At 32.6% G+C, this 12,559-nt stretch carries 10 protein-coding genes and 6 tRNA genes; 2 read left to right on the top strand and 14 right to left on the bottom strand.

Annotated features, from left to right (window positions below; translation table 11 throughout):
* Window positions 1-11: 11 nt before the first annotated feature.
* The 13 genes from CLOCEL_RS18910 to CLOCEL_RS18970 form a co-directional block, all read right to left on the bottom strand.
* On the bottom strand, window positions 12-791 hold the full coding sequence (locus tag CLOCEL_RS18910) for a type III pantothenate kinase (protein WP_010073794.1): 780 nt from the start codon (window positions 789-791) through the stop codon (window positions 12-14).
* A 273-nt stretch (window positions 792-1,064) separates the two neighbouring features.
* Window positions 1,065-2,735 (bottom strand): formate--tetrahydrofolate ligase, encoded by a 1,671-nt coding sequence (locus CLOCEL_RS18915; RefSeq protein WP_010073795.1) that lies wholly within the window; start codon window positions 2,733-2,735, stop codon window positions 1,065-1,067.
* A 203-nt stretch (window positions 2,736-2,938) separates the two neighbouring features.
* Window positions 2,939-4,882, bottom strand: coding sequence for an ATP-dependent zinc metalloprotease FtsH (gene ftsH / locus CLOCEL_RS18920; protein WP_010073796.1), 1,944 nt, complete (start codon window positions 4,880-4,882; stop codon window positions 2,939-2,941).
* Window positions 4,883-4,911: 29 nt separating this feature from the next.
* Window positions 4,912-5,451: a hypoxanthine phosphoribosyltransferase gene (gene hpt, locus CLOCEL_RS18925; RefSeq protein WP_010073797.1), complete on the bottom strand. Its 540-nt coding sequence runs from the start codon at window positions 5,449-5,451 to the stop codon at window positions 4,912-4,914.
* A 22-nt stretch (window positions 5,452-5,473) separates the two neighbouring features.
* Entirely contained in the window at window positions 5,474-6,862 is a 1,389-nt protein-coding gene (tilS, locus tag CLOCEL_RS18930) for a tRNA lysidine(34) synthetase TilS (protein WP_010073798.1), read from the bottom strand.
* 142 nt (window positions 6,863-7,004) lie between these two features.
* Window positions 7,005-9,386 carry a stage II sporulation protein E gene (gene spoIIE / locus CLOCEL_RS18935; protein WP_010073799.1) on the bottom strand — a complete coding sequence of 794 codons (2,382 nt, stop codon included), beginning with the start codon at window positions 9,384-9,386 and terminating at the stop codon, window positions 7,005-7,007.
* A 486-nt stretch (window positions 9,387-9,872) separates the two neighbouring features.
* Window positions 9,873-10,346: an IS200/IS605 family transposase gene (gene tnpA / locus CLOCEL_RS18940; protein WP_013291570.1), complete on the bottom strand. Its 474-nt coding sequence runs from the start codon at window positions 10,344-10,346 to the stop codon at window positions 9,873-9,875.
* 168 nt (window positions 10,347-10,514) lie between these two features.
* A tRNA-Met gene (locus tag CLOCEL_RS18945) sits at window positions 10,515-10,591 on the bottom strand.
* 17 nt (window positions 10,592-10,608) lie between these two features.
* Window positions 10,609-10,684 (bottom strand) — tRNA-Met (locus CLOCEL_RS18950).
* A gap of 14 nt (window positions 10,685-10,698) precedes the next feature.
* Window positions 10,699-10,787, bottom strand: a tRNA-Leu gene (locus CLOCEL_RS18955).
* Window positions 10,788-10,792: 5 nt separating this feature from the next.
* Window positions 10,793-10,869 (bottom strand) — tRNA-Met (locus CLOCEL_RS18960).
* 14 nt (window positions 10,870-10,883) lie between these two features.
* Window positions 10,884-10,959, bottom strand: a tRNA-Met gene (locus CLOCEL_RS18965).
* Between the two features lie 14 nt (window positions 10,960-10,973).
* Window positions 10,974-11,062: transfer RNA gene (locus CLOCEL_RS18970), tRNA-Leu, on the bottom strand.
* Window positions 11,063-11,239: 177 nt separating this feature from the next.
* Here CLOCEL_RS18970 and CLOCEL_RS18975 point away from each other — a divergent pair.
* Both CLOCEL_RS18975 and CLOCEL_RS18980 read left to right on the top strand, forming a co-directional pair.
* Window positions 11,240-11,428, top strand: a complete 189-nt coding sequence (locus CLOCEL_RS18975) for a hypothetical protein (protein WP_010073800.1) — start codon at window positions 11,240-11,242, stop codon at window positions 11,426-11,428.
* A gap of 62 nt (window positions 11,429-11,490) precedes the next feature.
* A complete protein-coding gene (locus CLOCEL_RS18980) occupies window positions 11,491-11,976 on the top strand; it encodes an LSm family protein (protein ID WP_010073801.1) in 486 nt (161 codons plus the stop codon).
* A gap of 177 nt (window positions 11,977-12,153) precedes the next feature.
* Here CLOCEL_RS18980 and CLOCEL_RS18985 read toward each other — a convergent pair whose 3' ends face one another.
* Entirely contained in the window at window positions 12,154-12,555 is a 402-nt protein-coding gene (locus tag CLOCEL_RS18985; RefSeq protein WP_010073802.1) for a S1 domain-containing RNA-binding protein, read from the bottom strand.
* Between the last annotated feature and the right edge of the window lie 4 nt (window positions 12,556-12,559).

The raw sequence follows: 12,559 nt of genomic DNA on the forward strand, positions 1-12,559 counted from the left end.
TTTACTCACGCCTATTCTTTATTCTTAAGAAAAAGTATTCTAAGTCCATCTAAAGTTAAGTACGGATCAACTACATCTATATATTTTGTGGAAGAGCCTATAAGTTTTGCAAAACCGCCTGTCGCAAGTACTAATGGTTCATCTTCACCCATCTCCATAAGTTCCTTTTTCATGCCTTTAATAATATATTCTACAGAACCTATATATCCATATATCATACCTGCTTGCATAGCACTTTCTGTGGACTTGCCTATAATAGAATTAGGCTTTGTTAACTCTATCTTAGGAAGCTTTGCTGCCCTTTGTGTCAACGCATCAGCAGATATTTTTATACCTGGAGCTATAGCCCCACCTAGGTAATCTCCATTTCTCTTCATAGCACAATAAGTAGTGGCTGTACCAAAATCTATTATAATAAGTGGGCTATCATATTTTTCATGTGCTGCTACAGCATTAACAATTCTATCTGCCCCTACCTCTTTAGGATTTTTATATTTTATGTTTATTCCAGTTTTAGTTCCTGGTCCTACAACCATTGGTTTTATCTTGAAATATTTCTCTATCATTCTTTCTAATGAATAATTTATATTAGGTACTACTGATGATATTATAACTCCTGTGATTTCTTTTGGATCTACCTCGGAAAATTTAAAAAGATTTAAAACTTTTATTCCATATTCATCAGCAGTCCTTGTAATCTCTGTAGAAAGTCTCCATTCTTTTAAAAGAGTTTCTTCCGAATACACACCTAAAACGATGTTTGTATTACCTACATCTAATACCAAAACCATATCTTACATCTCCTTAACCTTTGGTTAGGCATCTTTTAAATAACAACAAATTATAGCACTTTTCTATGTTTCAAGAATATTAAACCATTATATTATAAACCATATTCTTATAAGATAATCCTTTTCGATGATTTATTTAGAATACTTATTATATATATTGTTATTTTAAGATACCGTAATAAAGTTTTAATACAAAATAAGAGCAGCATCTAAGCTGCTCAATATCATACCTATTCTAACAATTCATGAAATATTGGTCAAGAAAATGTTTATTTAAAATAATCCAAAAATATTTCCATCACTATCTATATCCATTTTGTTAGCTGCTGGAACCTTAGGAAGTCCTGGCATTGTCATAATATCTCCAGTAAGTGCAACTATAAAACCTGCTCCATTTGATATTTTAACTTCTCTTACAGTAATCTCAAAATCTTTTGGCCTTCCAAGTAATGTAGGGTTATCTGAGAATGAATATTGAGTTTTAGCTATACAAATTGGAAGTTTATCTAAATCAAACTTTTCTAACTCTTCTATCTGTTTTTTAGCTGCAGATGTAAATGTTACTGCTTTTGCTCCGTATATCTCACAAGCTATAGTCTCTATTTTTTCTTTAATAGGTTCTTTTTCGTCATATAATACCTTAAATTCAGCTTTTTCGCCTTCGATTGTAGCAATGACCTTTTCTGCTAGATCTTTTCCGCCTTCTCCACCTTTTGCCCAAACTTCTGATAAAGAAACCTTAACTCCTAACGAGTCACAATATTCCATAATAGCATTTATTTCTTCATCTTTATCAGTTATGAATTTATTAAGAGCAACTACTACTGGCAAGCCATATTTCTTTATATTTTCAATATGTCCTCCCAGGTTAACTATGCCCTTCTTTAGAGCATCTACATTAGCTTCAGAAAGAATTTCCTTTTTCACTCCACCATTGTACTTTAATGCTCTTACTGTAGCTACAATAACTACACAGCTTGGTTTTAATCCACCATATCTACATTTTATGTCAAAGAATTTCTCAGCTCCTAAATCTGCTCCAAAACCTGCTTCTGTAACCGCATAATCACCAAGCTTAAGTGCCATTTTAGTTGCAAGAATACTATTACAACCATGTGCTATATTAGCAAAAGGCCCTCCATGAATAATAGCTGGAGTGTTTTCCAATGTCTGAACCAAATTTGGCTTTATAGCATCTTTCATTAACATAGCCATAGCACCTTCTACATGAAGTTCTCTACAATAAACAGGATTCCCCTCTAAGTTGTATCCTATTACTATATCTCCCATTCTTCTCTTTAAATCCATTAAATCAGTTGATAAACATAAAATAGCCATAACTTCTGAAGCTACAGTTATTGTAAACCCATCTTCTCTAGGAAAACCATTTATTTTTCCACCAAGAGCAACAACAATGTTTCTAAGAGCTCTATCATTCATATCAAGGACTCTTTTAAAAATTATTCTTCTGCAGTCTATATTTAAGGCATTTCCTTGATGAATATGATTATCTATAGCAGCACAAAGAAGATTATTTGCTGAAGTTATCGCATGCATATCTCCAGTAAAATGAAGGTTTATATCCTCCATAGGCACAACTTGCGCATATCCACCACCCGCTGCACCACCTTTAACACCGAATACAGGACCTAGCGAAGGTTCTCTTAACGCTATAACAGCTTTCTTTCCTAACTTACACAAAGCTTCACCTAAACCAACAGTAACAGTAGATTTTCCTTCTCCTGCTGGTGTCGGATTTATAGCTGTAACTAATATAAGCTTTCCATCTTCTTTATTTTTATTTTTCTCTAGAACATCTAAGTTTATTTTTCCTTTATATTTTCCGTACAGTTCCACATCATCTTCTGAAAGACCTATTGTTTCTGCAACCTTCATTATAGGAATAATGTTCGCCTCTTGAGCAATTTCAATATCACTTTTCATGCCTCAATCTCCTTAACTCTTGTTATTATTTAAATTTTACGAATTATATTAATTATTTATGACTTATTATTCATATTACATTATATCAAAGTTACTTATATTATTCCACTCTAAGTAAAAATTAAAAAAGAAGAGAATAAAAGCCGCTAAGATACGTTCCTCAATAAATTAAGGTATGCTTAGCAGCTTTTATTTATTCCTAATTAATTTTCTTCTTTGTTAACATCTTCTTTAACATCAACTTCATCGTCTGATTTAGCTGTAGAAATTTCTTGTTCTAAAGCTTTTTCTTCTGAAGTCTCTATATCAATAACTTTCTCATCTATAGTGTTCTTTTCCTTATTTGGGAAAACTCCAAAATTGAATAATGATTCAAACTCATCAGCTTCTACTTTTTCATGTTCTAATAATGCTTTAGCCACTATATGAAGCTTATCAATATTTTCTGTTAACAACTGCTCAGCCCTAGCATATGCTTTATCTATAAGAACTCTAACTTCTTCATCTATTTCAAAAGCAACCTGCTCGCTATAATTTCTACTTCTTCCAAGGTCTCTACCTAAGAAAACTTCGTTATCATCTTTTCCAAGACTAATAGTACCAAGCTTATCGCTCATACCATATTCCATAACCATAGCTCTTGCAATAGCTGTAGTTCTTTCTATATCATTCTTTGCACCAGTACTGATATCACCAATGATAAGTTTTTCAGCAACTCTTCCACCTAGAAGTCCAACCATCTCATCAAGCAGCTTTGATTTTGACATATATGCTCTATCCTCTTCTGGTAAATGCATAGTATATCCACCAGCCATTCCTCTTGGAATTATACTTATTTGATGAACTGGATCACTATTTGGTAATAGTTTCATAACAACAGCATGCCCTGCCTCATGATACGCAGTAAGTTTTCTATCTTTTTCACTCACAACTCTGCTCTTCTTTTCTGGACCTGCAATTACTCTTGTAACTGCTTCCTCAAGTTCTTCCATTGTAATTCTATTCTTTTTATTTCTAACAGCAAGTAAAGCTGCTTCATTCATTAAATTTTCAAGATCTGCACCCGTAAATCCTGGTGTTCTCTTAGCTAAAACATCTAACTTAACTTCAGGTGCTAATGGTTTATTCTTTGAGTGAACTGCAAGTATTTCTTCTCTTCCTTTAACATCTGGAGCTCCAACTAATATTTGTCTGTCAAATCTACCTGGTCTAAGTATAGCTTTGTCTAATATGTCTGGTCTATTAGTAGCAGCAATAACAATGATGCCTTCATTTATTCCAAACCCATCCATTTCAACTAGTAACTGATTAAGAGTTTGTTCTCTTTCATCATGTCCACCGCCAAGTCCTGCACCTCTTTGTCTACCTACCGCATCAATTTCATCGATAAATATAATACATGGTGCATTTTTCTTAGCACTTTCAAATAAATCTCTTACTCTTGATGCTCCGACTCCGACAAACATCTCTACAAAGTCCGAACCAGAAATACTAAAGAATGGAACACCAGCTTCACCCGCTACAGCTTTTGCTAATAAGGTTTTACCTGTACCTGGAGGTCCAACCAACAACATACCCTTTGGTATTCTAGCTCCCATCTCTAAATATTTTTTAGGATACTTTAAGAAATCAACGACTTCTTGCAGTTCTGCTTTTTCTTCATCTTCACCAGCAACATCTTTAAACGTTACTTTCTTTTTATCAGCAGTAGCAAGCTTATGTTTTGATTTTCCAAAACTCATAGCTCCTCTATTTCCGCCTTGGGATTGTTGCATAAACATAATCCATAAGGCCACCATTAAAACGATAATAAGAATTGTCGGTAAAACTTGTAACCAAACTGGTATTGTAGTTGGTGGTATATATTGCTCTTCAACATCTTGTTTTGGATTAGCTTGCAAATATTCATTTATTACTGATGATGTAACATAAGCTTTATACTCTTGACCATCAGTAAGTTTTCCCGAAATAGTCATATTATCAGGATTAATATCAATACTCTTAACTTTATTATCTTCCCAATACTGTTTAAATTCATCAAGTCTAACGACCTTAGAACTACCTCCGCCACTTGAAAGCACAAATGCCGTTAATATAACAACTGATACTATTAATATCCAAACCGTAGCACTAAATGATTTTTTCAATTAGGGCCCCCCTCTCTTTCTCGGTTACTTTATTTTTTGTAAACACTTTCTTTTAATACTCCTACATAAGGAAAATTTCTATACTTTTCTGCGTAGTCTAATCCATAGCCTACGAGAAATTTATCTGGGACTTCAAAACCAATATATTTAGCATCTATTTCAACTTTATGACGCTCTGGTTTACTTAAAAATGCTGCAATCTCTATAGTTGCTGGTCTTCTATTCTTTAAATATTCGACCAAGTACTTCAAAGTAGTACCACTATCAACAATATCTTCGACTATTATTATATCCTTACCCTCTATTTGAAAATCCAAGTCTTTCAATATCCTTACTACACCTGAACTCTCTGAAGAATATCCATAGCTTGAAACTGCCATAAAATCCATACCAATTGGTATCTTTATTTCTTTCATAAGATCTGACATAAACATTATAGAACCCTTCAATATACCAATTAGGAATAAATCTTTACCTTCATAATCTTTAGTGATTCTTTCACCTAACTCTTTGACCTTATTTCTTACCATAATTTCGTCAATTATTATTTCTTCTATACAGTCATTCATAAAACATTCACCTTCTAAACAATCAACCTTCTACTCTTATTTTTAGTATATTCTTAGTCTTCTCAGTTATCTTGTAAATATCACTGGTTCTATATCCCACTACCCAAGCTATGTTACCATCAAAACAAACAAGTGGTATATTATCCCGTTCTTCTTTTGGAACTTTTTCATCTATAAAATAGTCTTTCAATTTTTTCTTTCCGTTCATTCCAAAGGGAATAAAATAATCACCATTTTCTCTGTTTCGAATAAACATGTCATCTTTTATTGTATCATAATCGAAATATCTAGTTAAATAGCTTTTGGAAAAAATCATATCTTTTTTATAACTTATAACTTCCGTCTCAACATAACTCTTTATCTCTTCTATGTACATCCTTGAATTTGCAGGTAACTTGTACCTCCATTTTAAATTATTGTTTCCTTTTAAACTATATCCTATTTCTATATGTCCATAACTATTATATGCAATAATTCCGTGTAATAAGTCTATACTTTTCCCTGAATTATTTCTTTGAAGCTTAATTATATCGTAAATATGTTTTTTCTCAAAATTAAACAACCCTTTTGCCACAGTATTATAAGCTTTTCTTATTACTCTTGTTAATATGGACTCTGGCTCATTAAATGCATTTTTACTTATTATAACTTTATTTTCTCTTACTTCACAATAGCTTTTATATTTTTCATTAGCTATGGCTTCTAAATATTCATTATCCTTTTTCACTGTATCTGATAACCTTACCAAGGTATTTATGATATCAGAATTAAAATTTTCTTGTATGTATGGTATTAGTTCTAATCTAACCTTGTTCCTGCTATATATTGTTTCTAAATTTGTTGCATCTATTCTAGGATTAAGTCCATTTTCTTCGCAATATCGTTCTATTTCTGATCTTGAGACATCTATAAGCGGTCTTATATATACTCCATCCCTAACAGGCTTTATCCCTTCAATACCTTCCGTTCCTGAACCTCTCATTATTCTCATAAGAACAGTTTCCGCCTGATCATTTGCATTATGAGCAACGGCTATTTTATCTGCTTTAAGTTTATGCTTAAGTTCTTCAAAAAACTTATACCTAACTTCCCTTCCTGCCATCTCACTAGATATTCCTCTATCCCTTGCTATCTCTTCGACCTTCTCTCTTAAAACGAAAAACTCAATTCCTAGTTTCTTGGAAAGCTCGATAACATAAGCTTCATCAGAATCAGCAGCATCACCTCTTATGCAGTGATTCACATGAGCCACGTATAATGTAAGATTATACACTTCCTTCAGTTCATTAAACACATGAAGAAGGACAACAGAATCCGGACCACCAGAAAGCGCAACAATTACTACGTCGCCTATACTAACCATCGAATTTGAACTTATGGTTTTTTTAACTTGTTTAATTAACTTATCCATTATGCAATCTCCTAGCTCGATAAATCCACACGTGACATATGGATATTATAACATAAGAAAATAGTAAAACAAGCATAGGTCAGCCTATGCTTAAAATTAATATCTGTATTAATGAAAAATTCAATATATTTTGAAAAAATACTTAATAAACATTATAGATTCTAGACACAATAGCAGTCATATCATCCTTCACTTTACCGTTAGAAAGTTCTTTAGCCTTCTTTATAATGCTTTCAACCAAATCTTTGGGATTTGTTGTCTTTGTTTCTTTTAAATGTTCAACTATCCATTGAGGTTTTCCTGTATTATCCCCATTATAATCTATTACCCCATCGCTTACCATAATGATAAAATCACCATTTTCAACATCACTCTTAGTTACGTCTATATCCGGCTTATCAAGAACACCTATAGGAAGCGTTTTTGAATTTATTACTTCTATATGATCCTTCTTTTTTATAAAGCTAGCTGCAGCACCAATCTTAATAAACTCAACTTCACCACCATATAAATCTATTGTACTCAAATCCACTGTAGAATATTTCTCATCCTCTTCAAACTTCATATTCATTATGGAATTCACAGTATTTATAGATGTGCTTTTAGACAATCCTGCTAACGTAAATTTTTCAATCAGCTCTACGACTGCATTACTTTCTTTGCAAGCTTGTGGTCCTGATCCCATACCGTCACTTATCATAACCATATATGTTCCATCTTTTAACTTATTAAAAGTATAGCTATCACCCATAATTTTTTCTTGACTCTTTGCTGCAGTTCCTACATAAGAAACTACATGATACTTTGGAGTTTCCTCAAAAGTAACGGTACATTTATTAGTCTTAGGATTAATAGAACATCCCTCATCACTTACACACATATTTTTTTCCATAACGTTTTTCAATATCGGTAAGACGTCTTTTACACAACTTTGAGAGCCCCCGCAAGACTCCATTTCCATCTTAATAACAATCCTATTTTCTTTAGTTTTAAAGCACATTAGATCATAGTATCTCACACCATGCCTGTTAAAATTATGTATAAGCAATTCTTCAAGGTCTCCATTGAAACAAACTTCCTCATTGAATTCCTCACTTATTTCTTCTACAGACCTCCCCATATTTTCTATCTGATTTGATAATATTTCTCTACCTTCACAAAGTCTTTGTCTCCACATCTCACTTATAACAAAGTTATTCATTAACTCCTCAGCATTCTTTATAAGCACCGTCCTCTTTACACATTTTCTTTCTAACTCATCTGGAAGTGCTACGGTGCCATAATCATATTGTTCTAATAATTCTTGGAAAGCCGAATGTGTCAAATAAAATTCTCTTTTCCAACAAATATTATACATATTACAACTTGAACAAACCCTATCAGCTAAGTTCTCTACAATCCTTGTACTTTTCTGCTTCATTGCTAACTTATCATTATCAGCTAAATCATCAAGAACCTTAGATATATTATGAAGAACCTTAGAAAAGTTATTTAACTTCTCTTTATAAATTTCCTTTATTTTAGAATTATAATTTTCCTTTAATATTTCTTCTTTTTTATTTATATTCAATTCTTTCTTGAATCTCTCATAAATTTTACTTGGAGTTAATAAGAATATTGCTGTGCTAATCAACGCCTCAATCATTGAAAAATCCATCTGAAACTTGCTATATATAAGTAGTAATACGATAGATATTATACAAGCCAGAGAACTAACTATCTTTCCAAGTTCTTTAAATACACCTGTTGCAAGGCCTGCTAATGCAAGCAAACTTATATAATCTATCATAGAATTAGTTGACATACCACAAATAACACCAACAGCAGCACCTATAGAGGCCCCTACGGCACTTCCATTTATGTATCCCAAAATCATAGTTATAATAATTGCAACAATATTTATTAACGATATTCCATAGATTTCAATACCCCAAGTTCCTGAAACCATAAGCGCTAAAAGAATAGCCATAGCTATAGTTTCTTCACTAGAATATATGTATCGAGTATTTAAATTTTTAAAAGACTTTATAGAATAAACCAAAAGTAGAAATATTGGTATTATAGTGACTACATCCAATAAAGTTGTAATAATAATTACATCTATAGAATAGTGATGCACAATAAATGTATAAATAATTTCTATAATCAAAATGATTGTTCCTACAAAAACACTATCTTCTTTTATAGATTTTTTTCCTGCAATTAAGTTATAAAAAACTATAGCAGCAATTAAAAATAAATATAGCCATAAATTATTAATACGATCAACTAAGGTTACATACCCTACAAATGTACCAAAAGCCGAGCAAAGACTATAATTAAACCTTTTTATTCGCCCTGTTGCTGCAACAAAGGAAATTCCAAAGGGTGCCGTATCATTAATAAGGCATACTCTACTTATTAAAAATGAACATACAAACAGTCCTATAAATTTCACTATGTCCCTTTTGGAGATCTTAGCCTTTTCATCCTTATCTTCTTTTGTTACCCGTTTATACTCCATCATATCTGCGCCATACTGCACTATATAACCCCCTCTGATTATTAAGTAAGGTCATTATATCAGAGTTGTATGGAAATCTTTGTCATTAGTTAGGTGTTAATTAAATAATCGTAGGACAAATAAAATTTATTTTTTATTGAAACTACAAATATATGCTGAAATTATAAAAATATTCACAAGATAAATATAAGTTAATGTTAATTTTTGTAACATATCTTAACTACTAATTTTATAAATCACGAATTCCGTAATAAACTAATTAAAAAAGATATATAATTTAATCAAAAGAAATCCTTCTTATCATTTCATAAAAAGTTTACTTATTATGATTATATTTTTAAGTCTATCCTCAATTCTTACATTTTATAATTTCTTATATAAAATCAGGACCACCCGTCAAACGGGTGGTTTGCTTTAGCCCTATAAGGGCATGTTACTGGCCGTGCTACTCGCACATTGAGCGGTTTGCCAACCGCATACCTTTACTGGCTGCACCTAAAAGGTGCTTTATTTTTTGCCTTTGTTTACTGATTCACCCGTAAACGGGTCAATAAATTCTTTCAAGCTCATTTGTTCATATGCTAAATCTTCCTGTATTTGATTCTTTATGTATTCTTCTATTATCTTTTTGTTTCTTCCAACTGTATCAACGTAATAGCCTTTACACCAAAATTGCCTATTCCCATATTTATATTTCAAATTTGCATGTCTGTCAAAAATCATCAATGAACTCTTACCTTTCAAATACCCCATAAACTGAGAGACACTTAACTTCGGAGGTATACTTACAAGCATATGTATATGATCCTTACATGCATTTGCTTCAATAATTTCTACTCCTTTATGTTCACATAACTTTCTAAGTATTACCCCTATATCCGCTTTTATTTTTCCATATATGATTTGTCTCCTATACTTTGGTGCGAAGACTATGTGATATTTACAATTCCATTTACTATGTGCTAAACTACTATTATCCATTACGGATATACCTCCTTTGTACTTTTGGTTGTGGTCGGCAAACCTACTACCATTTTACATTGGAGGTATTCTTTTTTTCTACTCATCGCTAGAAGCTTTTTAGAACCACAGGTAAAACCTGTGGTATTCGTAAAACAACAAAACTCCACATTTTATTGTGGAGTTATCTGGTAGCGGAAATAGGACTTGAACCTACGACACTTCGGGTATGAACCGAATGCTCTAGCCAACTGAGCTATTCCGCCTTATTATTCTATTTTAATGGTTGCGGGGGCAGGACTTGAACCTACGACCTTTGGGTTATGAGCCCAACGAGCTGCCAACTGCTCCACCCCGCGATATTATTTTTAAATGGTGCCGAAGACCGGAATCGAACCGGTACGATGTGTTAGCATCGCAGGATTTTAAGTCCTGTGCGTCTGCCAGTTCCGCCACTTCGGCACATTTGGTAGCGGAAATAGGACTTGAACCTACGACACTTCGGGTATGAACCGAATGCTCTAGCCAGCTGAGCTATTCCGCCTTATTATCTTTTAATGGTTGCGGGGGCAGGACTTGAACCTACGACCTTTGGGTTATGAGCCCAACGAGCTGCCAACTGCTCCACCCCGCGATATTATTTTTAAATGGTGCCGAAGACCGGAATCGAACCGGTACGATGTGTTAGCATCGCAGGATTTTAAGTCCTGTGCGTCTGCCAGTTCCGCCACTTCGGCACGTACTCTTGCGTCGCTTCTTTATATTGTATCTCAGCGACAAGATTTATTATATAATAGGTTTTCATATATGTCAACACATAATTTTAATTTTTTTAATGGAACCTGAATTCAATCATAGGAATATACTAATTTTAGGGACAGAGTTATTTTACCTGATCCCTAGAGGTGAAAATGATGGCTGAATTAATAAAACACGATTATTGTCATGTAGCTATAACTATAGTTATTAGAAATCGACCTGTGGCTGAGGCTTTGACTGGAGAAGTTCTTTCTGTAGGCGACAATTTTGTAAGAATAAGAGAAACAGCACCTCCAAATAGAATTTTAAATATTAATATAGATGCTATAGATTATTTCTATTAGAATCGTTTTGTAGTTTATAAAGGTTTGGAGATTTTCCAAACCTTTCTCTAAAGGAGACTACTATGGATATATATAACTTTTTATTAATCTTACTTTTATCAAACTTAAAAAAAGATCTCAATAAAAGTTCAAACAGAAACATAGTACTAAACCTAAATAGTAGCTCCAAAAATTCTCAGGAAGCTATGGAAACTTCAGCAACGCACTTTTTAGAAAACGAATTTGAAAATTGCAAAAACATATCGAATATACTCAATAACAATTGCGGGCTCGAGTGTATAATAGACTTTACTAAAAAAAATTCTATACCACTATCAAAAGATAATTCAGCTTTATCTCTAAATATTAATGATCACCCTTATATAAAAAAAGCTTTAGATACCTTTATCAACGAAAACTACCAAGGAAAAACAATAACCATTGAACCCACTAGTGGACATTCAATAACTGGTGAACTTGTTTCCATTAAAGATACTTTTATTTCTATAAAAACTGAAGATGGAAAATTAATCTTCTTTAAAAATGACAACATAAATTATTATTATTAATAACGTTCTAAACTACCGATGGCTGAAGTTTTATATAAACTTCTTAAATGATTTGAAACTTGAAACTTTTAACACTTTTATAGTTCATTTTTTGAAAAAGCTATTTTTTTAAATAAAAATACTGCTTAGAATACCTTTTTTATCTAAGCAGTATTTTTATTCTTGCCTTACAAGAAACTATTTCATAACTGATTTTTTGCTTTTTCCTTTTACGTCTTGATGTTTCTTTATATCTTGGAATCTTTCCTCACTGTCTTTAAGGAATTTTGAAAGCTTATCTTCAAAATCGCCACCACTTCTTTGATTTTTATTCCAGTCAATTTCCATTGGTCTAACGGTCTTTTTTGTTGGATTCGCTTGTTTAATAGATAGACTGATTTTCCCATCTTCTTCAACTGATAGAACTTTCACCTTAACCTTATCTTGTTCTTTAAGATGTTCTTTGATATCTTTGACATAATTATCCGCAACTTCAGATATATGTACAAGACCTGTCTTCCCCTCTACCTCTACAAATGCGCCAAACTTGGTTATATTAACAACCACTCCATCTACTATTGTTCCTGCCTTTAAAGCCATGTTG

This window comes from Clostridium cellulovorans 743B (assembly GCF_000145275.1).
GTDB classification, from domain to species: Bacteria; Bacillota; Clostridia; order Clostridiales; family Clostridiaceae; genus Clostridium_K; species Clostridium_K cellulovorans.

What these genes read in the sequence shown, in the direction of transcription:
- CLOCEL_RS18980 (WP_010073801.1), top strand. Translation starts at nt 11,491, where the DNA reads ATGGATATATATAACTTTTTATTAATCTTACTTTTATCAAACTTAAAA.
- CLOCEL_RS18915 (WP_010073795.1), bottom strand. Translation starts at nt 2,735, where the DNA reads ATGAAAAGTGATATTGAAATTGCTCAAGAGGCGAACATTATTCCTATA.
- CLOCEL_RS18975 (WP_010073800.1), top strand. Translation starts at nt 11,240, where the DNA reads ATGGCTGAATTAATAAAACACGATTATTGTCATGTAGCTATAACTATA.
- CLOCEL_RS18910 (WP_010073794.1), bottom strand. Translation starts at nt 791, where the DNA reads ATGGTTTTGGTATTAGATGTAGGTAATACAAACATCGTTTTAGGTGTG.
- tnpA (WP_013291570.1), bottom strand. Translation starts at nt 10,346, where the DNA reads ATGGATAATAGTAGTTTAGCACATAGTAAATGGAATTGTAAATATCAC.
- CLOCEL_RS18985 (WP_010073802.1), bottom strand. Translation starts at nt 12,555, where the DNA reads ATGGCTTTAAAGGCAGGAACAATAGTAGATGGAGTGGTTGTTAATATA.
- hpt (WP_010073797.1), bottom strand. Translation starts at nt 5,451, where the DNA reads ATGAATGACTGTATAGAAGAAATAATAATTGACGAAATTATGGTAAGA.
- tilS (WP_010073798.1), bottom strand. Translation starts at nt 6,862, where the DNA reads ATGGATAAGTTAATTAAACAAGTTAAAAAAACCATAAGTTCAAATTCG.